13 protein-coding genes are annotated in these 22,658 nt (G+C 54.7%); 11 read left to right on the forward strand and 2 right to left on the reverse strand.

Features of this window, described 5'->3' with window-relative positions; genetic code table 11:
• Positions 1-112: 112 nt before the first annotated feature.
• From OGV80_RS04420 to iolB, 10 genes are all read left to right on the forward strand, one after another.
• The gene (locus tag OGV80_RS04420; RefSeq protein ID WP_087050862.1) at positions 113-1,618 is read left to right on the forward strand and encodes a CoA-acylating methylmalonate-semialdehyde dehydrogenase; all 1,506 of its coding nucleotides are present in this window, start codon (positions 113-115) and stop codon (positions 1,616-1,618) included.
• A gap of 11 nt (positions 1,619-1,629) precedes the next feature.
• The gene (iolD, locus tag OGV80_RS04425; RefSeq protein ID WP_193145192.1) at positions 1,630-3,555 is read left to right on the forward strand and encodes a 3D-(3,5/4)-trihydroxycyclohexane-1,2-dione acylhydrolase (decyclizing); all 1,926 of its coding nucleotides are present in this window, start codon (positions 1,630-1,632) and stop codon (positions 3,553-3,555) included.
• Positions 3,556-3,899: 344 nt separating this feature from the next.
• The gene (iolG, locus tag OGV80_RS04430) at positions 3,900-4,886 is read left to right on the forward strand and encodes an inositol 2-dehydrogenase (RefSeq protein ID WP_043017255.1); all 987 of its coding nucleotides are present in this window, start codon (positions 3,900-3,902) and stop codon (positions 4,884-4,886) included.
• A 38-nt stretch (positions 4,887-4,924) separates the two neighbouring features.
• A complete protein-coding gene (locus OGV80_RS04435; protein WP_047409365.1) occupies positions 4,925-5,854 on the forward strand; it encodes a sugar ABC transporter substrate-binding protein in 930 nt (309 codons plus the stop codon).
• 53 nt (positions 5,855-5,907) lie between these two features.
• The gene (locus tag OGV80_RS04440) at positions 5,908-7,455 is read left to right on the forward strand and encodes a sugar ABC transporter ATP-binding protein (protein ID WP_043017253.1); all 1,548 of its coding nucleotides are present in this window, start codon (positions 5,908-5,910) and stop codon (positions 7,453-7,455) included.
• An 11-nt stretch (positions 7,456-7,466) separates the two neighbouring features.
• Positions 7,467-8,495, forward strand: a complete 1,029-nt coding sequence (locus OGV80_RS04445; protein ID WP_003826102.1) for an ABC transporter permease — start codon at positions 7,467-7,469, stop codon at positions 8,493-8,495.
• Between the two features lie 8 nt (positions 8,496-8,503).
• Positions 8,504-9,637 carry a Gfo/Idh/MocA family protein gene (locus OGV80_RS04450; RefSeq protein ID WP_286513824.1) on the forward strand — a complete coding sequence of 378 codons (1,134 nt, stop codon included), beginning with the start codon at positions 8,504-8,506 and terminating at the stop codon, positions 9,635-9,637.
• A 12-nt stretch (positions 9,638-9,649) separates the two neighbouring features.
• Positions 9,650-11,554, forward strand: coding sequence for a bifunctional 5-dehydro-2-deoxygluconokinase/5-dehydro-2-deoxyphosphogluconate aldolase (locus tag OGV80_RS04455; protein WP_043017251.1), 1,905 nt, complete (start codon positions 9,650-9,652; stop codon positions 11,552-11,554).
• Positions 11,555-11,568: 14 nt separating this feature from the next.
• Positions 11,569-12,459 (forward strand): myo-inosose-2 dehydratase, encoded by an 891-nt coding sequence (iolE, locus tag OGV80_RS04460; protein ID WP_043017250.1) that lies wholly within the window; start codon positions 11,569-11,571, stop codon positions 12,457-12,459.
• A 9-nt stretch (positions 12,460-12,468) separates the two neighbouring features.
• Positions 12,469-13,287, forward strand: coding sequence for a 5-deoxy-glucuronate isomerase (gene iolB, locus OGV80_RS04465; RefSeq protein ID WP_286513818.1), 819 nt, complete (start codon positions 12,469-12,471; stop codon positions 13,285-13,287).
• Positions 13,288-13,416: 129 nt separating this feature from the next.
• Here the strand turns inward: iolB and OGV80_RS04470 are convergent, their stop codons facing one another.
• Together OGV80_RS04470 and OGV80_RS04475 are read right to left on the reverse strand one after the other, a co-directional pair.
• Positions 13,417-13,929 carry a hypothetical protein gene (locus tag OGV80_RS04470; protein WP_043017248.1) on the reverse strand — a complete coding sequence of 171 codons (513 nt, stop codon included), beginning with the start codon at positions 13,927-13,929 and terminating at the stop codon, positions 13,417-13,419.
• Positions 13,919-14,689 (reverse strand): winged helix-turn-helix domain-containing protein, encoded by a 771-nt coding sequence (locus OGV80_RS04475; RefSeq protein ID WP_087052111.1) that lies wholly within the window; start codon positions 14,687-14,689, stop codon positions 13,919-13,921. Before OGV80_RS04475 ends, OGV80_RS04470 begins: the two co-directional genes overlap by 11 nt.
• Before the next feature lie 976 nt (positions 14,690-15,665).
• Between OGV80_RS04475 and OGV80_RS04480 the strand changes: the two genes are divergently transcribed.
• Complete coding sequence (locus tag OGV80_RS04480; RefSeq protein ID WP_286513821.1) at positions 15,666-22,604, forward strand: autotransporter outer membrane beta-barrel domain-containing protein; 6,939 nt, start codon at positions 15,666-15,668, stop codon at positions 22,602-22,604.
• Positions 22,605-22,658 lie beyond the last annotated feature (54 nt).

Consider the following 22,658-nt stretch of genomic DNA (forward strand, 5'->3'; position numbering starts at 1 on the left):
CATTAATCATTATTTATTTTGTTTCAACTTAAAATGGAATGTTTGTTTCATATATAGTACACAGATAACGGCGTTCAGGTAACAATCACGTATCAACAGCGAGAGGTTAAGGATGGAGACAGTAGCGAATTTTATTCATGGCGAATGTGTCACCGGTTCAGGCCAGCGCGTTCAGGCGATCTTCAACCCGGCCACCGGCGAGCAGATCCGCCAGGTGGTGATGAGTTCGACACGGGAAACCGAACAGGCCATCGCGGCAGCGCACGACGCATTCCCCGGTTGGGCGCGGCATTCTCCGCTAAAACGTGCGCGAGTGATGTTCCGCTTTAAGGCGCTGCTGGAACAGAACATGGAAAGGTTGGCTCGCATCATCAGCGAAGAGCATGGCAAGGTGTTCTCTGACGCTGTCGGTGAACTGACGCGCGGCCTGGAAGTGGTGGAGTTTGCCTGTGGCATCCCGCATCTGCAAAAGGGCGAACACTCCGCCAACGTAGGGACCGGCGTCGATAGCCACTCTCTGATGCAACCGCTTGGGGTTTGCGTCGGGATCACGCCGTTTAACTTTCCGGCGATGGTGCCGATGTGGATGTTCCCCATCGCGCTGGCAACCGGAAATTCCTTCGTGCTGAAACCCTCCGAAAAAGATCCTTCTCTCGCGCTGGCGCTGGCGAAACTGCTGCAAGAGGCGGGATTACCGGACGGCGTGTTCAACGTGGTACAGGGAGATAAAGAGTCCGTTGACGTGCTGCTTACTGACCCGCGCGTGCAGGCCGTAAGCTTCGTCGGCTCAACGCCGATTGCGGAATATATTTATCAGACGGCCTCGGCTCACGGTAAGCGTTGCCAGGCGTTGGGTGGCGCTAAAAATCACTGTATTTTAATGCCGGATGCTGACATGGATATGGCAACCAACGCCATTATGGGCGCCGCTTACGGCGCGGCGGGTGAACGCTGCATGGCGCTTTCGGTTGTGCTGGCGGTGGGGGATAAAACCGCGGATGAGCTGTGCTCGCGACTGGAAAAACAGATTGCGGCGCTGCGCGTCGGACCGGGGCTTGATCAGACGCCGGAAAACGAAATGGGGCCGCTTATCTCCTCGGCGCACCGTAATAAAGTACTCGGATACATCGACAGCGGGGAATCACAGGGGGCCAGCCTGCGTGTGGATGGTCGGCGTTTTAGCGTTAAAGGCCATGAGCAGGGCTATTTTGTCGGGCCAACCCTGTTTGATAACGTCACGCCGGAAATGACCATCTATAAGGAAGAGATTTTCGGGCCGGTACTTTCTGTGGTGCGTGTAGCCGATTACAACAGCGCGGTGGAACTGATTAACCGCCATGAATATGGTAACGGCACGGCGATTTTCACGCGCGACGGCGGCTGCGCGCGTCGCTTCTGCGAAGAGGTGCAGGCGGGCATGGTGGGCGTAAACGTGCCTATTCCGGTGCCGATGGCGTTCCACAGCTTCGGCGGCTGGAAGCGTTCGATTTTTGGCGCGCTCAACGTGCATGGTAACGATGGCGTGCGCTTCTACACCCGCATGAAGACCGTCACCGCACGCTGGCCGGAGATGCTGCAGGACACTGGGGCCGCGTTCTCCATGCCAACGCTGGGCTGACAGGAGGGGTTATGCAAACCGAACGTATGACCATGGCTCAGGCGCTGGTCAAATTCCTTAATCAACAATATGTCTGTGTCGATGGTCATGAAATGCCCTTTGTTGAGGGCGTTGCCACCATCTTTGGTCACGGTAATGTGCTCGGTATCGGCCAGGCGCTGGAGCAGGAACCCGGTCATCTGCAGGTAATGCAGGGATGTAATGAGCAGGGAATTGCGCACATGGCGACCGGGTTCGCTAAACAGCATCGACGCCAGCGTATTTTTGCCGTGACGTCGTCGGTTGGACCGGGGGCGGCGAATATGGTGACCGCCGCGGCGACCGCGACGGCGAACCGTATTCCGCTGTTGCTGTTGCCAGGCGATGTCTACGCCAGCCGTCAGCCGGACCCGGTATTGCAGCAAATTGAGCAATTCCATGAGCTTGGCATCAGCACCAACGACTGCTTCAGACCGGTCTCGCGTTATTGGGATCGGATTAATCGCCCGGAGCAGTTAATGAGCGCGATGCTGAACGCGATGCGAACGCTCACTGACCCCGCAGACACTGGCGCAGTTACCCTCTGCCTGCCGCAGGATGTGCAGGGAGAAGCCTGGGACTATCCGCTGAGTTTCTTTGCGCGCCGCGTCCATCTGATCGAACGTCGCCCGCCCGACCCGCAGCGTCTGGCGATGGCGCGGGCGCTGATTGCCCGCAAACGCCGCCCGCTGGTGGTGTGCGGTGGCGGGGTACGATATTCCGGCGCGCATGAGGCGTTGCGTGCGTTTGTTGAAACGCTGCAACTACCGTTTGCTGAAACTCAGGCTGGAAAGGGGGCGCTGGTTAGTGACCACCCACTTAACCTCGGAGGCATTGGGGTAACCGGCGGGATGGCCGCCAACCAGCTTGCAACCCGGGCCGATCTGGTGATCGGCATCGGCACGCGACTCACCGACTTTACCACCGGTTCGAAAGCGCTGTTTTCCCATCCGGAGGTTGAGTTCCTGCTGCTGAACGTGGCGGAGTTTGACGCACTGAAGCTTGATGCCACCGCGCTTATCGCCGACGCCCGTACCGGGCTTACGGCATTAACTGAAACGCTGCAAGACTACCGTAGCGATTGGGGGGGCGAGATCGCACAGGCGCAGGCGGCCTGGCGTGATGAGTGCCAACGTTTATGGGATCGCGACTGGCGTCCTGACGATGTTCCCGAAGTGGCAGGGCATCTTGACGCCCAACTGGCGGAATATGGCGACACGCTCAACACGCGGTTGACCCAGACGCGGGTGCTGGGGCTTATCAATCAGCACATCGAAGATAACGCTATTGTCGTGGGCGCCGCCGGATCGCTGCCTGGCGATTTACAACGCATCTGGCAGGTCAAAACCCCGGACAGCTATCACCTGGAATACGGTTACTCCTGTATGGGCTATGAGATTGCGGCTGCTATTGGGGCCAGGCTGGCGAAGCCGCAGCAGCCGGTGTATGCCATGGTGGGGGATGGCTCATACATGATGCTGCATTCCGAACTACAAACTGCCGTTCAGGAAGGGATAAAAGTCACTATCCTGCTGTTTGATAACGCCAGCTTCGGGTGCATTAACAATCTGCAGATGGGGCACGGGATGGGGAGTTTCGGCACGGAAAACCGTCACCGCAACCCGCAAACCGGGAGGCTGGATGGGCCGCTGGTGAAAGTTGATTTTGCCCAGAATGCCGAGAGCTACGGCTGTCGTGCCTGGCGGGTGCATGATGAAAAAAGCCTGCTGGCGGCGCTGGAAGCCTCTCGTGCGCATCCTGGCCCGACGCTGCTGGATATTAAAGTCCTGCCGAAAACCATGACCCACGATTACGCCGCCTGGTGGCGAACCGGTGATGCGCAGGTGGCTGATTCACCGTCGGTGCGCAAAGCCGCTGAGCAGACGTTTGAACAGGTGAAAAACGCTCGTCAATACTGACGCTGGGTAATGCCGGATGTCGCTGCGCTTATCCGGCCTACAACTACTTCTAACCTGTAGGCCGGATAAGGCGTTTGCGCCGTCATCCGGCATGCTGCAACAACGAAATTTTCATTTCATTTTTCCTGCCCCTTCATCCTTCGCCTCCTTCCTGAACGGAAGGGGGCTAATTCCTTCATCTTTCCTGTCTTTATGTTGTGATATTGATAACAAATTTTATCTCGTTCATCTCAAAAGTGTTAACTTGCACTCAAAAACATAATTTTCACTATTTATAAAAATGAAATAAATGTTTTATTTAAGGGGGCGTTAGTTCATCGCATTCACCAACACCGGGAGCCGTTATGTTTAACATTGCTTTACTGGGCGCTGGCCGAATTGGCCAGGTACATGCAGCTAACATTGCCAGTCACAGTGCCACCACCCTCTGGTCCGTCGTCGACCCGAATCAGGAATTTGCCACCCGTCTTGCCACTCAGTACCAGGCTCGTCTGCAAAGCCTGAATGAGGCGATGGCGGATCCTAATGTTCACGCCGTACTGATCGCCTCCGCGACCGATACCCATGCGGATCTGATTGAACTGGCCGCTCGTCATGGCAAAGCCATCTTCTGTGAAAAGCCGGTCCACCTGGATCTGGCCCGTGTACGCGACTGTCTGAAAGTGGTCAAAGAGTACGACGTACCGTTGTTCATCGGCTTCAACCGCCGCTTCGATCCACAGTTCCGCCGTGTGAAAACGGATGCACTGGCCGGGCGTATCGGTAAGCCGGAATCGCTGCTGATAATCTCCCGCGATCCGTCGCCGCCGCCTGCGGAATATGTGCGCGTGTCCGGCGGTATGTTTCGCGATATGACCATCCACGATTTTGATATGGCGCGCTTTATCATGGGCGAAGAGCCGGTTTCTGTGTATGCCCAGGGCAGTAACCTGGTCGATCCGGCGATTGGCGAGGCGGGCGATATCGACACCGCGTTCATCGTACTGAAATATGCCTCCGGCGCGATGGCGACCATCGTCAACAGCCGCCGCTCCTCCTACGGCTACGACCAGCGCCTTGAGCTACACGGCTCTGAAGGGCTGCTGTGCGCGGGCAATATTCTCGAAAACCAGGTGCAACACTACGCGAAGACAGGCTGCACCAGCGCGTTACCTGAACACTTCTTCTTGCAGCGTTATAAATCGGCCTATGCCGCGGAATGGGAACACTTTGTTGCGGTTCTGCGCGGCGAAGCAGTCCCTGATTGCAGCGGGGACGATGGTGAGCGTGCGCTGTATCTGGCGGATAAAGCGCTGGAGTCACTGCATAGCCAACGTGAAGTTCTCCTCTGATTGTCACCACAACCTACCCTACACAGAGAGACATAATAATGAAAAAACTGATCTTAGCTGTCCTCATCGCCATGACATCCGGGGCAGCCATTGCTGAAAATGAGCAAATTGTTTTCAGTACGCCAAACCTGGCGATGCCATTTGAAGTTCACATGCAGCGTACGGCGGTGAAAGCCGCAAAAGAGATGGGCGTGAATTTACAGGTCCTGGACGGGCAAGGTAGCTCGCCAAAACAGGTCGCTGACCTGGAAAACGCCATCACCCGTGGCGCACAGGGTTTTATCGTTTCGCCGAACGATGTCAACGCGGTGTCCAGTGCGGTAGATGAAATTCAGGATGCGAAACTGCCCGTTGTTACCCTCGACCGCTCCGTTGACAGCCAGAAAAAAGTGCCGCACTTCGGCGCGAACAACTACAAAGGCGGCCAGGCGATTGGCGACTTTGTCAAAACCAAATTCCCTGACGGGGCGGACATCATTCTGCTGACCGGCCAGCCGGGCTCCTCCTCCAACATTGAACGTACTAAAGGCATTCGCGACAGCCTGAAGGCGGGCGGTGAAAAGTACAAGATTGTCGCCGATCAGACCGGAAACTGGATGCGTTCTGAAGGGATGCGCATTGTCGAAAGCGTGCTGCCTTCGCTGCCGAAACGTCCGCAGGTGATCCTCTCAGCTAACGACGATATGGCGCTGGGCGCGATTGAAGCATTGCAAGGACAAGGGCTGAAACCGGGTGAGGTTCTGGTTACGGGCTTCGATGCCGTGCCGGAAGCGCTGGCGCGCGTGCGCGAGGGCTGGCTGGCGGTGACGGCGGATCAGCGTCCGGGATTTGCGGTGAAAACGGCCATGACCCAGTTGGTGAATAACGTACGGGAGAAGACCGCGATAACCGGGGCTGACTATCCGCCAACGCTTATCACCAAAGAGAACCTGCAGCAGGCCGAGCGTATCGGCGAAGCTGGCAATTGATATGTCCGCAGCCGCCGCGCAAGTGGCGGCTCACTATGAGGAGGAGCAGACCGATGTCGCAACCCTTACTGAAAGTGACTGACCTGGCGAAAAGCTTTTCCGGCGTCTGGGCGCTGAGCAGCGCGCAACTGACCGTCGGAGCAGGCGAAATTCATGCGCTGTTAGGTGAGAACGGCGCCGGAAAATCGACTCTGCTAAAAGCGCTGGCGGGTGCGCAGCCGCAAACACGCGGGGATATCTGGTTTAACGGCGAAACGTTGCCGGTAGAGGACTCTCCGGTAGAGCGGCAGAACAAGGGCATTATCACTATTTATCAGGAATTTAATCTGCTGCCGAATATGACCGTCGCCGAGAATATGTTTCTCGGGCGTGAACCGCGCAAACGCAATCTGATTGTTGACGAAAAGGCGGTGAATCAGGAGGCGCAGGTAATTCTGGATTATCTGCAACTGAACGTTGCGCCAACCACGGCCGTGGCCCGACTGAGCGTGGCGCAGCAGCAAATGGTGGAAATTGCGCGGGCGCTGACGTTGAACGCAAAGCTCATCATCATGGACGAACCTTCCGCCGCGTTGAGCGACAGCGAAGTAGAAAGTCTGCACCGGGTGGTGCGGGAACTTAAAGGGCGTGGCGTGAGCATTATCTATGTGACCCATCGCCTGCATGAAGTGTTTCAACTCTGCGACCAGTTCACCGTTTTCCAGGATGGGCGTTTTACCGGAAGCGGTGCGGTTGCACAGACCACCGTAGAACAGCTGATCCGCCTGATGGTAGGGCGCGATGTGGCCTTTAATCGCCGCCCGGCCAGCGAAACTCACCATGAAGATAAACCTGTGCGTCTGGCGGTGAAGGGGCTTAGCCGCGAAAAACCACCGCTGGATCCGCATGGCATCGCGCTGCACGACATTAGCTTCCACGTGCATGCTGGCGAAGTATTAGGCATCGCCGGGCTGGTGGGTGCCGGGCGCACCGAAGTGGCCCGCTGCCTGTTTGGTGCCGACGGTTTTACTTCCGGCAGCTTTGAACTTGATGGCGTGCCCTATCAGCCGCGCGATCCGCTGTTTGCGCTGGATCAGGGGCTGGCGCTGGTACCTGAAGATCGTAAAAAAGAGGGCGCGGTGCTTGGGTTGTCGATCCGTGACAACCTGTCGCTCTCCAGCCTCTCGTCACTGCTGCACTGGCGCTGGTTTGTGAATACCCGTAAAGAGGATGCCCTGATCGAATCTTACCGCCAGGCGCTACAGATCAAAATGGTCAACAGCGCGCAGGAGGTACGCAAACTCTCCGGCGGGAACCAGCAAAAAGTGATCCTCGCGCGCTGCATGGCGCTTAATCCTCGGGTGTTGATCGTGGATGAACCGACGCGCGGCATCGATGTTGGCACCAAATCAGAAGTCCATCAGGTGCTGTTTGATATGGCGAAAAAGGGCGTGGCGGTGATCGTGATCTCCTCCGATCTGCCGGAAGTCATGGCGGTTTCCGATCGGATCATCACGCTGAGTGAGGGCCGGGTGACTGGCGAGATCCACGGTGACGACGCCAATGAAGAGCGGCTAATGACGATGATGGCCATCAACCACAACGCCCTGAATGCGGCATAACGGAGTGATTCATGACGCAGATTATTTCTAAAACGCAGGTTCCTGCCAAACGCGGCGGACGTCTTGATCCCATTGCCTTTTTTGAGCGCTTTGGGGTACTGATTTTCATGATCCTGCTGCTGATTTTCTTTCAGTTGCAGAACAGCAACTTTCTTTCTGAACGCAATATTTTCAACATCCTGACCGAAGTCTCCATCTACGGGATCATGGCTGTGGGGATGACGTTTGTCATTCTGACCGCTGGGATCGATCTGTCGGTGGGTTCCATCCTGGCGGTCTGTGCTATGACCGCCGCGTATGTGATTAAGGGCGACAACTTCACTACCGTTGACCCGAATGCCTGGGGCGGCATGAGCTGGCTGATTGGCCTTGGGATCTGTATGGCGATGGGGACCGCGATTGGTTTCCTGCATGGCCTCGGTGTGACCCGCCTGCGTCTGCCGCCGTTTATCGTCACCCTCGGTGGGATGACTATCTGGCGCGGCCTGACGCTGGTGATTAACGACGGCGCGCCGATTGCCGGTTTTGACGCGGGCTACCGCTGGTGGGGGCGAGGCGAACTGCTCGGTATCTCTATTCCAATCTGGATATTCGCGTTGGTGGCCGTAGGCGGTTATCTGGCGCTGCATAAAACCCGCTGGGGGCGCTTCGTGTACGCCATCGGCGGCAACCCGGAGGCGGCGCGTCTGGCAGGGGTCAACGTGAAGCGCGTGCTGGTGAGCGTCTACGTGTTAATTGGCTGTCTGGCAGGGTTGGCGGGCTTCATTCTCAGCGCGCGGTTGGGCAGTGCGGAAGCAGTGGCCGGGATCTCGTTCGAGCTGCGCGTCATCGCTTCGGTAGTCATTGGCGGCACCTCGCTGATGGGCGGCTACGGGCGTATCGGCGGCACCATTATCGGCTCGATCATCATGGGCATCCTGATTAACGGTCTGGTGCTGATGAATGTCTCGGCTTACTACCAACAAATTATTACCGGCTTAATTATCGTTCTGGCGGTGGCGTTCGATACCTACGCCAAGAGCCGTCGCGGCGCACTGTGAGGATCATGATGAAAGAGGTTCGTATTGGATTGATTGGCACCGGGTATATCGGCAAGGCGCATGCCATCGCCTATGCCCAGGCCCCGACGGTGTTTAACCTGCGCGGCAAATTGGTGCGTGAAATGGTGGCGGAGGTCTCGCCGGAGCTGGCGGCCGAGCGGGCGCAGGCGTTTGGCTTCAATCGCTCAACCGGAGACTGGCGTGCGCTGGTGGCCGACCCGGCAATTGATGTCGTTGATATCTGCTCACCCAACCATCTGCATAAAGAGATGGCGCTGGAAGCGATTCGCCATGGCAAGCATGTGTACTCAGAAAAGCCGCTGGCGCTGAACGCCCACGACGCGCGTGAAATGGTTGAGGCTGCACAGCGGGCAGGAGTGAAAACGCTGGTGGGGTTCAACTACATGAAGAACCCGACGGCGCAACTGGCGAAAGAGATTATTGCGCGCGGTGAGATTGGCGAGGTGATCCATTTCTACGGCACCCACAACGAAGACTACATGGCCGATCCGCTTGCGCCGATCCATTGGCACTGTTTTAAAGAGACCGCCGGACTTGGTGCGCTTGGCGATCTGGCGGCGCATATCGTCAATATGGCGCAGTACCTGGTGGGAGATATTCAGCAGGTCTGCGGCGACCTGAAGATTGTGGTGCCACAGCGTCCAGCGCAGGTTGGTTCCTCGCAAATGGTGACGGTAGAAAACGAAGATCAGGCTCACGCAATGGTGCGCTTCGCGGGCGGCGCGCAAGGGGTGATTGAAACCTCCCGCGTGGCTTGTGGCCGCAAGATGGGGTTGTCGTATGTGATTACCGGGACCAAAGGGACTATCAGTTTTACCCAGGAGCGTATGGCGGAGCTGAAGCTCTATCTGCATGACGATCCGGTCAACCGCCAGGGATTTCGTACTTTGCTGGTTGGCCCGGCACACCCGGACTACGGCGCATTTTGCATGGGGGCCGGGCATGGTATCGGTTTTAACGACCAGAAAACCGTGGAAGTACGCGACCTGGTGGACGGTATTGCCGCCGATGCGCCGCTGTGGCCGGACTTTGAAGAGGGCTGGAAGGTGTCGCGCGTGCTTGACGCTATCGCACTCTCGCACCAGGAAGGCCGCTGGCTGAATGTGAACGACATTGTCTGAAGAGGTATCAACGTGGAAAAGCAGTTTGATGTGATATGCATGGGCCGCGTGGCGGTTGACCTCTACAGTCAGCAAATTGGCGCGCGCCTGGAAGATGTGTCGAGCTTTGCCAAATATCTTGGCGGCTCGTCCGGCAATGTGGCTTACGGCACGGCACGCCAGGGATTGCGCTCCTCAATGCTGGCGCGGGTTGGCGACGAACATATGGGGCGTTTCCTGCGTGAAGAATTAAGCCAGGTAGGCTGCGATACCAGCCATCTGATCACCGATAAAGACCGCCTGACGGCGCTGGTGCTACTCGGCATTAAAGACCGGGACACCTTCCCACTGATTTTTTACCGTGATAACTGCGCGGATATGGCGATTACCGCCAGCGATGTTGATGAACAGTACATCGCTTCTGCTCGTTGTCTTGCCATCACCGGGACGCATCTCTCTCATCCACAAACCCGCGAGGCGGTGTTGACGGCGCTCGCTTACGCCCGGCGTCACGGCGTGCGTACGGCGCTGGATATCGACTATCGCCCGGTGCTGTGGGGGCTTACTTCCTTAGGCGACGGCGAAACACGTTTTATCGCCGCCGATCAGGTCACTCGCCAGTTACAGGAGGTGTTGCATCTTTTTGATGTGATTGTTGGCACTGAAGAGGAGTTTCATATCGCGGGCGGCAGTACCGATACGCTGCAGGCGCTGGCGCAGGTTCGCGGTGTGAGTCACGCGACGCTGGTCTGCAAGCGCGGTGCGCTCGGCTGCTCGGTGTATACCGACGCGATCCCGCCCCGGCTTGACGATGGCCTGACGGTGACAGGCGTGCGCGTAGAGGTGCTGAACGTGCTGGGGGCGGGGGATGCGTTTATGTCCGGTCTGCTGCGCGGCTATCTCAACGATGAGGGATGGGAGCAGGCATGCCGCTATGCCAACGCCTGCGGTGCGCTGGTGGTGTCGCGTCACGGCTGTGCGCCGGCGATGCCGAGCAAAGTTGAGCTTGATGATTATCTTTCTCGCGCTGCAGAGGTTCCACGTCCGGATCTCGATCCGCATCTCAACCATTTGCATCGCGTGACGACCCGTCGCCGCGCATGGCCGGAACTGTGCGTGATGGCCTTCGATCACCGCAGTCAGCTTGAAGAGATGGCGCTGCAGTGCGGCGCATCCCTGAAACGTATTCCGGCATTGAAACAGCTTATTTTGCAGGCCAGCCGTGAAGCGGCCAACAGCGCCGGGCTGGAGGGCAAGGCCGGGCTGCTGTGCGATGGTACGTTTGGTCAGGATGCGCTGAATTCGATAACCGGAGAGGGATGGTGGATCGGGCGCCCTATCGAACTGCCGGGATCGCGTCCGCTGGAGATGGAGCACGGCAATATAGGTTCGCAGCTCATCAGTTGGCCGCAGGAGCATGTGGTGAAGTGTCTGGTTTTTTTCCATCCGGAAGATGCCCACGCGCTGCGTCTGGAACAAGAACAGAAAATTACCGAAGTGTACCGCGCCTGTTGCCAGTCCGGGCATGAGCTGCTGTTGGAGGTGATTTTGCCCGCCAGTATGCCGCGCAGTGATGAACTGTATTTGCGCGCCATTTCCCGCTTCTACAACTTAGGTGTTTACCCGGACTGGTGGAAACTCCCGCCGCTCACTTCCGCTGGCTGGAGCTCGCTGAGTGAAATTATCGCGCGACGCGATCCGCACTGCCGTGGCGTGGTGATCCTCGGGCTGGATGCTCCGGCTGAGCAACTGCGTGCTGATTTCAAAGCGGCTGCGGGCCACGGGGTGGTGAAAGGGTTTGCTGTGGGACGCACGCTGTTCGGCGACGCTTCCCGCGCGTGGTTGAAACACGATATTGACGATGCGCAGCTGGTGGCGCGCATTAAAGATAACTACCTGCAGCTTATCGCCTGGTGGCGCGAGCGCGGACAAGCATAATTCAGGAGAAGATGATGACGGTACAATTAGGTATTAATCCACTGACATGGACGAATGACGATCTTCCTTCACTGGGCGCTGAGACGTCGCTTGATACGTGTCTGAGCGAGGGCAAAGAGGCCGGATTTGCCGGTTTCGAACTGGGCAATAAATTCCCGCGCGAGGCGCGACTGCTTGGCCCCATTTTACAGCGTCACGACCTGCAACTGGTTTCCGGTTGGTACTCCGGACGTCTGCTGGAACGCAGCGTGGAGGAGGAGATTGCCGCCGTGCAATCGCACCTGACGTTACTGCGCGAACTGGGCGCGAAGGTGCTGGTATTTGCCGAAGTCAGTGGCTGCATTCACGGCGAGCAGCAGACGCCGGTGCATCTGCGTCCGCGTTTCCCGCAGGCACGCTGGCAAGAATACGGTGAAAAACTCACCGAGTTTGCGCGCTACACCCAGCAGCAGGGAGTGCAAGTTGCTTATCACCATCATATGGGCACGGTGATTGAGTCTGCTGAGGATGTGGATAATCTGATGACGCATACCGGTGATGAGGTTGGGTTACTGCTCGACACCGGACATTTGACCTTCGCCGGGGCCGATCCGCTGGCGGTGGCGCGGCGCTGGGCATCGCGTATCAACCATGTTCACTGCAAAGACGTGCGCGCCGACGTGCTGGCGGATGTCAAAAATCGCAAAACCAGCTTCCTTGATGCGGTATTGAGCGGGGTCTTCACCGTACCGGGCGACGGCTGCGTTGACTATCCGCCGATCATGGCCTTGCTGAAGGAGAATCGGTATCAGGGTTGGTTAGTTGTGGAGGCGGAGCAGGATCCGGCCATCGCGCACCCGCTGACGTATGCGCGTCTGGGTTATAACAACCTTAGCCGTCTGGCGCGTGATGCCGGGCTTATCTGAGGAGGTGACATGTCACGTTTATTATCACGCTGGCAGCAGCCGGACGCGCAAGGGTGTACGCAGTCGGTGACGCCTGAAGGCGCTGGCTGGGGATATGTCGGGTTTAGAGCGTATGAACTGGAGGAAGGGCAGCAGTTGACGTTGCCCGCTGTCAGCGAAGAACGCTGTCTGGTACTGGTCGCTGGACGCGCGACCATCACCACGCCGGGCGCAACCTTTACGGATATCGGCGAGCGGATGAGCCCGTTTGAACGCATAAAACCGTGGGCGGTGTATGTCACTTCTGGCGAGGCAATACAGGTCCAGGCGGTGACCAGACTGGAGCTGGCAGTTTGCGCTGCACCAGGAAAAGGAACCTACCCGACGCGGCTGATTGCACCTAAGGATATCGATGGTGAAGCGCGCTGCAAAGGCCATAACCAGCGTTACGTGCATAACATCTTACCGGAAGATAAACCTGCTGATAGCTTGTTGGTGGTGGAGGTGTGGACCAATGAAGGCTGCACCAGTTCTTACCCAAGCCATAAGCATGACGCCGATAATCCTCCTCACGAAACGTATCTGGAAGAGACCTACTACCATCGGCTCAACCCGCCGCAGGGATTCTGTATGCAGCGGGTATACACCGACGACAGGTCGCTCGATGAGTGTATGGCGGTCTACAACCGCGACGTGGTGATGGTGCCAAAAGGGTACCACCCGGTGGCAACCCTGGCGGGATATGACAGCTACTACCTTAATGTGATGGCGGGTCCGGTACGCAAATGGATGTTTACCTGGGAAGACGATCACGCGTGGATTAACAGCGATTATCCGGTTGAGAGATAGGATGAAAGCGTGTGGCGACAGTGAATCGCCACACGTGGAGTCAGGGCCCGTGCGTTGCCGTGGCGCTACTCTGGTTCAGCAGTAGGAACAGGGTAAGAGGGGAAGTCGATGCTGGATGGCGGCTCACTCCTACAATTTACTGACGCAGACGTTTGTGGGCGAAAAGGTATTGCCTAACAGATAGGCATTATTCATTTTATACATTTGCGCACGTTTTCCGGGCGTGAACGGATCGTAGATATTATGGGTAAACATCTCATCCGACACATTATCCAGACTGTGTTTACTCATTTTCATGTCTTCCAAAAACACAACGCCTTTGTCTCCTATGCGGTAATTAAAACTGACGGAGCGTTGCAGGATAAGCCGATGTCCTGGACGGTTGTCTGCTGGTGGCGTCGTGGTAATAATTCCAGAAAAATCAAGGACGCCGGTGTTATCTTTTTGCAACTGGAGCATCAGGCTACCGTCGTATTTCCCGCCCCCGGGTAGTTCGGGGAGTGAGAGTGTTGAAACGCAATGCACGCTTATCCCCTGATTAACTGTAATGAGCGCAATTCCATTCGCGCTCAACAAGGCGCTGACGGCGACCAGAACGGCGGCTCCTGCAAGTAATATCTTAGTTTTATATTTAGTATTCATGGATATAAAGGTCCTTGCATCCAGCAAACTTTGTTTTTTCTACATTATTGAAAGTGCAGCGGGATAAAAATACACGACCTTTTTCGCCGTAGACGTACAGATCGTCAGGCTGGAAAATAAACAATGCGCCAGCCAGACACTTCAGGTGTAAATCAGCCATTTTTTGTGCTTTTTCAAGCTTTGCGGTCGCTACTTCTCGCGAGCTTTCAAAAACGGTATAGACCGGACAGAGGTCGATATTGCCAAGTTTATACAGGTGTACATCGGGAAGATTGGTTTTAGCGCTGTTAAACAATGTGTTGACTGGGTAAAGAAGCATGATTAAGGAGATGCCCCCGGCAGCTAACAACATCATTTTTACGCGTTTAGACAGGGAAGGCGTGGCTTTCGGCGGTGCAAGGGAAGTCACGGTAACTGAAGGCGGTTCTTCAATGGTGGCTACCAGCCCTTCAGCGATGAAAAAGCCGACCCGCGGCACGGTTTGAATAATCTCATGTTCACAACCGAGTTCCTGTAATCCTTTACGAATCAAAGAAATATATTGGCTTAACGAATTATTTGAGGCCTGCAGACCATTTTTGTCCCAGACATTGGTAAACATCTCTTCTCTCGAGACCACTTTTCCTTCCTGCTCGAGGAGATAGGTGAAGATCCTGTTTGCTGTAATAGACAGGGTAAGGGCGTTATCCGACGGATTCAGACTGGCCAAAACGCCATCATCAGTTCTGAATGTAACTTCATTGTTAATTAGATATTTCATTTTTTCATCATTAACAGAGTATTACTTAATTATAAACCATAGTGGTATTTCTTCTTCACTACAGGAGCGCGGGATGTTACAAGTCCGATGCAGGAGGCGGGGCGTTTCATTTTAGCATCGTAAAGAACACTCCCGGCATAAAAAACCATGAAATTACTCATTTTAAGTATAAATACCTGCTTCATTTTGATGAAATTATAAGAGCGCTACTATTTTCAGATAGACCACTATATTCATTCACCGGTTTGATAACTCCGTAATTCTGGGTCGCTAGTTGATTTACAAATTGTCGGTAGCTTAGTAGATGGCAATTTTTATAATGAGAAAACGATAAATTACTTAAGTAAAATAATCGAAAAATAGTATGGTATCAAGAGTCTTAAACAATAATTAGAAACGGGTTGAGATTTTTAACTTATTACGGTCAATTCCTGATGGTACAGATTTCCCGGAACTTGCTTATCGCGAAGTTGTGTTTTTTGATTGACTGTAACCCTCTTTCTCGCTTTCACAATTTAACTAACTCCAATGAGTTACGTTTATCAAATAAATCTTACAATGAGATTGCTCTTATAAGTTGTTTGTTATTTCAGAACTGTGCTGATAAGTAATTTTTTTACGGGGCGCGAAATAAATTAATATGCGTTTTACTTAATTTGAAATGTTTGTTAGTTGTATCAGAGATGGATTTGTCACATTACATTGTTTATGCAATTCATTAACACTCATCTGTTCGTTTTTTCAGCATCATCAAAATTTAAACCTATAATAAAATTGAATTATGGATAAATCATCTATAAATTGCGAATTTATCAGTATAAATAGATTGTTGGTTGGTGCGGCCATATCATTCGTCACGTACAAGTTGCTCAATGTTTCAGCGGGAAAATCTCCAGAGAAGAGGTACCTGACCGCTGGGTAATTACGAGCATCCCATAATGCTATGTGACCACGAATTTTACCAGGAAGGGTAATCGTGGAATTATTCGGAATGGTAATGATGAACAAGATCTTTAAAGTGGTATGGAGTGTTTCGCACTCGTGCGCTGTTGTTGTTTCTGAACTGGCAAAGCGTTGCAGCGCTTCTATAGAAACCAATAGCTCAGGTAGTATTGAATCTAAAACGCATAAATTCAATATTTCAAAAATAGCGCTAAGCATAATCGGTGCCGTACTGGCTACGCATTCCATATATGCTTTTGCCGCCGACTACGTCTTGCCAGATTACTTACCATCGACTAACGCTAATGGCGCAGGGCAACTTGTTGTCGGTGACGGTGAAACTATGAATATTATCACCGGTACCAAAGGATATGGCAGCATTGCCTCAGGTGCATCGGGCTTTAAAACGATGACGATTCAACAGGCAATGGATAATGGGTATATTTCGTCAGGGAGTGAAAATATAAACCTGACGCAGACGACTTTAGGTGGCCGAACCCACAGCATTCAATATGTTGACCCCATCACCGGGGCTTCGCGTACACTCCAGGTGTATGACAGCAATAATTTTGCAGCAAATAGCGTTGGCGATCTGACGACTTATCTGGGGGTCGGCGTCGGTGATGGGCAGTATGTGAACATGAAGCTGGCGACGGTGACATCAGGCGGTACGCTGGATGTGAATGTCGGTTCAACGGGAAGCGACTGGGCATCAAACCCGGCAAATATCTTCAATGCTGTCACGAAGGTCTCTGGAGTTTATAACGTTGAGAGCAGCGCCAGCGATACTAAAGACGCGGTACTGAATTACAATGCCAAAACTATCGTGCAAAGCGGTAGCGTTGGCAATGTCGCGAACAATGCCGGTAAAGATTATAACTTTGATACTGCAACCTACAACGGCACCTTCTCCAGCTCGCTTGGCGAGTATACGGTCAATAATCTGGATGATTTAAAAAACTACAATGATGCTCTGGTGAAAGCCGTAGAGGCTGGCCAACTTTCGCCCGCGGACTACGAGGCTGAGCTGCATAAAGCCTACACTACAGAACAGAAAAACATTCACTTTGACACCAATATCCCGGACGGCGATGCGGTGTTGCAGGCTGCAAATCGTGATGTGAACAGCTTTATTAAAGCGTCCGGGGCGCGCTCTGTCGTCAATATTTCTGCTGATGCCAATATTCAGGCGGTGTTCAGCGATACTTCCGTGGTGACGCTAACCGACGGAGCCACGCTCAATAACAACGGTACGCTGGGGGCTGCAGCCGGTGCATCCGGTGGTGATTATGTCGTTTCCGCGCGTGATAGCATCGTAAATAACAACGGGATTATTGACGCGGGAACCAGTCGTGATGTGAAAAATGCGTGGGTTGGCGCTCATACAGGGATTCTCGCGACCGGAACGACGAAGGTACAGAGCGACGGCGTTATCAACCTCGCCTCGCACCAGGATATCTATAACGCCTATGGCGTGCTGATGAATGACACGGCAACCTTTATTAATAACGGGGTAATGAATATTGCCACCGGAGGCGAGCCTGCGAAATCTTCCGATAGCGTCTATACCTACGGCGTATTTGTGCAGCGTAATGCTGTTGCTACCAATAACGGCACGATTTACATCGGACGTACTGCGCAAGCGGTAAAAGATGAGGCGACCAGCGAGGTTCAGGTCACTCTTCCGGCCATTGGTATGTATGTGAAGAGTGGGACCATCACTAACACCGGTAACATCACGATTGGCGAAAAAGTCGAGAATGCTGTTGCCATTCAGGCCAACGGTAGTACGTCTCCTGGCGCAATCAACGTTACCCAGGACGGCGTCATTGATATCAATGGCACCGGCTCTGCGCAAAATATTGGCTTGATGGGAATTAACGGTGCAAAAGGGCTGGTGAACAGCGGCACGATTAACCTCAATGGGTACAGTGCCAGCGGCATTGAGCTGCAGGGAGGGAGCCAGGCGCTGCATTCGGGCACGATAAATATCACCAATGGCAGCACAACGGACAATTCGTTAAAAAATATTGGCGCCTGGGTCGAAGGGGCCGGGTCTCAGCTTACGATGAGTGGGAGCGTGAACCTTGCCGCAGATAACGCCATTGGTCTGCACGTTCGTGACGGCGGTGTTATCGATATTACCAATACGGGCAATGTCTCATTTACCAGCGGCAAGAACCAAATTGGCTATTTTGTTTATGGTGCAGGTTCAAAAGTTAACGCTTCTTCTACTAATACGCAGGACGTCTCGACTGAAGGCTCAACGTTATATCGCATAGAGGGTGGCGCGACTTTTGATGGCAGCGGGTCGTCTGGTACGACAATGATGGCATCAGGCACAAACAGCACAATTCTGCAGGTGACCGGGGCGGGGAGCCATTTTGATTCCGGCTCGCAATCGCTGAGTATTACCGGGGACGGTGCGACCGGGATTAGGGTTGAAGGCGGAGCGGATGGGGTTATCACCAAAGACGCGGTGATCGTGAAACTTTCCGGTAAAGACACCACAGCCGGGATTGTTGATGGTAATTATTATGACTTGTCCGGGAATGTTGATGAGAGCCAGAAAGGCGACTCAACCCTGACCAGTTACGCCACGCTGAATACCAGCAATACGGCGGATGGCGCTTTCGGCTACATCGCTCGTAACGGCGGTACGCTCAACCATAAAGGTAAAATCGACTTTGATCAGGCGGGCAGCACAGGCGTGCTGGTTTCCGGCGGTACGTTGAATAACGACGGCGACATCAAGGTTAATGGCGTGGCGGTCAGCATTGAAGGCGCTGATTCCGTTGTGAACAACAATGCGACGGTTAGCGCGACGGATGGCACCGCAGCCTATCTCGTCGGCAATGATGCGTCATTAAGTTTGACGGGTTCGGGAGAAACCAAAGCATCAGGAGACGCGCACGGTATCTTGCTGGCCGCTGGCGCGCAAGGTCTGCTGGTCGATGGAGCCACTATCACCATGGACAGCACAGGTAAAGGCAGCGCCATTGAAAATGTCGCCAACATCGCGGGTATTCAGCTAAAAGATACAACCATCAGCGTGGGGAATGGTATCGGTATTCATACCGGGGCATCCCTGGCGCAGACCAACTCCGGAACGATTAACGTGACGGGGAGCGGTACGGGGATCTTGTTTGAAAATATCGACGGCAGCGAAACGAATCAAACGCTGGATATGTCTGACTCGCGCGCTCTGGTTATCAATGTTGAGCAGGCTGCGGGGAAAGGGATCGTCACCAATGCGTCAACTGACCTGAAAACGGGCGTCAGCGTTAACGTGCTCGACGCTAACGGTGGTGAAGCGTTGATTGTTGGTGGCACGACCAAAAATGTTGAACAGGCTGGTGAGCTGACGTCGAAATCGACCAGCCACGCGGTGGTGAATGTTGATAACGGTTCTCTGGAAACGTTTATCAATAAAGGCGTTATTAAAGCGCTGGATGCGTCGCAAAAAGCGGTAGAAATGCTCTCGGGGGCAGGCATCGCGTTTACTAACGCGGCGGGCGCCAGCATTGTTGGTCAGGTTAACCTGATGAGCGGTGATAACACCGTTATGCTGGAGTCTGGCAGTACCGCAACCGACATCCAGACGGGTAGTGGTAACGATCTGTACGTCCTGAAAGATGTCAAAGAGACAGAAACCTCGCTGTTTACCAGCCTTAATGGTGGTGACGGGGAGGATACACTTCAGTTGAATAACGCACAGTACATCCTTAATCGCACCGATGCTATTACCGGCATGGAGCATATCGATCTCACCGCGGGTTCAGTATTTACCGTTAATAATGTTGATTATGCGTTGGGTGATAGCCAAAACGATGCGATCGGTACGGGTTACAACATTGATGCGACCAGCACCTTGACGCTGAATTCTGACGCTGCGCTGGCCTTTAACAGCCATCTGGCGGGAACGGGAACGGTCGCCGTTGATGCCAGCGGTAATGCGTTTGATTTTACCAGCAACAATGCGGCTGATGGATTCAAGGGGACGCTGGCGCTGACGAACAGCACCTTTGAGCTGGCCGGATTAAATACCCTGGCGCTGAACCAGGCAACATTAAATATCGGCGAGGGGAACGTCACCCACGTGGGGTCTGGTGAGCAGAATATCGGCGGCGTGGCGTTTAACGGCGGTACCGTCAGCTTTGACGGTGTGACGCCGGGGCAGAGCAGTGCCGCAGGAACAATTCATGCTGGCGCGATGGATCTGTCCGGACGCGGAACCGTGCAGGTTGATACCGGCACGATTACCAACGATCGGCCGCTGGCTGATACCACGCTGTCACTCCTTGAACAGGACGATGCGCAGTCGCTGATCCAACTGGCGACATCAGATACTGCCGTCTCTGGCGGTGCGGGCAATCTGACGCTAACCGATAGCAATGGCAATATCATCAGCGATGGGATTGAAGCCGGCATCAGCCAAAATGGAGAGATTGTTGCGAACGGAACCTATGATTATCGCCTTACCGGCGGGGAAAACGATGATGGGTTGTACATTAGCTATGGTCTGACACAGGTCGAACTGCTGGCCCCCGGAGACAATGCACTGGTCCTGGATGCGAACGGTAAAGCCGGTAATGCCGCAGATCTCAGCGCCCGCGTGACCGGCACTGGCGATCTGGCGTTTGACAGCGCCAGAGGGCAGACGGTATCGCTGTCGAATATGGATAACGATTACACTGGTATCACCGATGTACGCAGCGGCAACCTGCTGATGAAAAACGATAATGTTCTGGGACAGACCAGCGAACTGCGTCTGGCCGCTGATACCGGTTTTGACATGAACGGTTATAGCCAGACTGTCGGTAAGCTGACGGCGGCGGCTGACTCACTGCTGAACATCAATGGCGGTAGCCTGACCCTGCAGCAGGGTGGCACAGCCGACGGGATATTGACCGGAAGCGGCGCGTTAAACATCAATGGCGACACGCTGACCATCACCGGTGAAAACAGCACGCTGACGGCAAAAACGACCATTGCAGAAGGCGCGCGCGTGCTGATGAACACGACGCTGGGCCTTGGCACCGGCGATATTGTGGCGGCGGGAACGCTGACGATGAGCAAGGCCGCAGGCGCGCTTTACAACAGCATCAGCGATGCCGGACGGGTTGAACTCAGCGAAAGCGATGTCGCGCTGGTGGGCAACAACAGCGCCTTTACGGGGCAATTTGCTGTGGATGCGGATTCCCGGCTCACCGTGTTTACTGCAGAAAATCTGGGCAGCGCAGAGGTGAGCAACGGCGGTTCACTGGTGCTGAACAGTAATACCGACTGGCAGCTTAATAACGAGGTTTATGGTAGCGGCGATGTGACCAAGCTGGGAGCCGGCTCCATTACCGTCGGCAATAACGCCGCCTGGACGGGCAAAACGGAGATTGAGCAGGGCGGCCTGGTACTGGGGGACGGCACATCTCCGGTCACGCTGGCCAGTAGCGAAGTCAACATTGCGGCTGCGGGGATGCTCTCGGGCACGGGGGGCGTTGCAGGTCATGTGAATAACGCCGGTGTGCTGCAGGTGGGAACCGGGACCGGCGACAACCTCCTGTTCACGGTGGGGGGCGACCTGGTTAACAGCGGTACCCTCGCAACCGGTGTGAATGGTCAGCAGGCCGGTAACCAGCTGGTGGTCAATGGCAATTATACGGGGAATGGTGGGCATCTTTCCCTGAACACCGCGCTGGGGGATGACAATTCCGTTACGGATAAGCTGGTGGTGAAAGGCGATACCAGTGGCACCACCTCCGTCAGCGTCACCAACGCCGGTGGGAAAGGGGCCGCCACGATTGATGGGATCGAAGTTATTCATGTTGATGGCGCATCGGACGGTGAGTTCACCCAGGCTGGCCGTATTGTGGCAGGGGCATATGACTACAGCCTTGGGCGCGGTCAGGATGAGAACAGCGGCAACTGGTATCTGACCAGCGGCAAAACCAATCCGGATCCCGAACCAAATCCGGATCCGGATCCCGATAAAGATCTGCGCCCGGAAGGCGGCAGCTACACGGCTAACCTGGCGGCAGCCAACAACATGTTCGTCACCCGTTTGTACGATCGCCTGGGCGAAACGCAGTATACCGATGCCCTGACCGGCGAGCAGAAAGTCACCAGTATGTGGATGCGCCACGTTGGCGGGCACAACAACTGGCGTGACGGCAGCGGCCAGCTGAAAACCCAGAGCAACCGTTATGTATTGCAGCTGGGAGGCGACATTGCGCAATGGAGCCAGAACGGACTTGACCGCTGGCACCTGGGCGTGATGGCGGGCTACGGGAACGACCACAGTAACACCCGGTCATCACGCACGGGTTATCGTTCCCGGGGTTCAGTCAATGGCTACAGCACCGGCGTGTATGCCACATGGTATGCCAATGACGCGTCGCATAACGGCGCCTGGCTGGACAGCTGGGCTCAGTACAGCTGGTTTGATAACAATGTTAAAGGCGATGACCTGCAGGGCGAGTCATATAAATCGAAAGGGGTGACCGCTTCGCTGGAAATGGGATATGCCCAGAAAATGGGCGAATTTTCCGGCAGTCAGGGCACGCTGAATGAATGGTACATCCAGCCTCAGGCGCAGGCGGTCTGGATGGGCGTGAAGGCGGACGATCATCAGGAAAGCAACGGCACCCGTATCACCAGCAACGGTAGCGGCAATGTACAGACCCGGCTGGGCCTGAAAACCTGGATTAAGAGCCATCATCAGATGGATAACGGTAAAGAGCGTGAATTCCAGCCGTTTGCCGAACTGAACTGGCTGCACAATTCACGTGATTTCAGTACGACCATGGACGGCGTGAATGTTCGTCAGGATGGGGCGAAAAATATCGCCGAGGTAAAAGTGGGTGTGGAAGGACAGGTGAGTCCGCGTCTTAATCTGTGGGGCAACATCGGGGTCCAGGCTGGCGACAAAGGCTATAACGACAGCGCTGCGATGGTCGGTGTGAAATGGAACTTCTAAGCTGATTCTGCCGGGCAAGTTCAGCCAGACTGGCGTATGTCAGTCTGGTTATTT

It is taken from the genome of Citrobacter sp. Ce119, assembly GCF_030334525.1.
GTDB lineage: Bacteria > Pseudomonadota > Gammaproteobacteria > Enterobacterales > Enterobacteriaceae > Citrobacter > Citrobacter europaeus.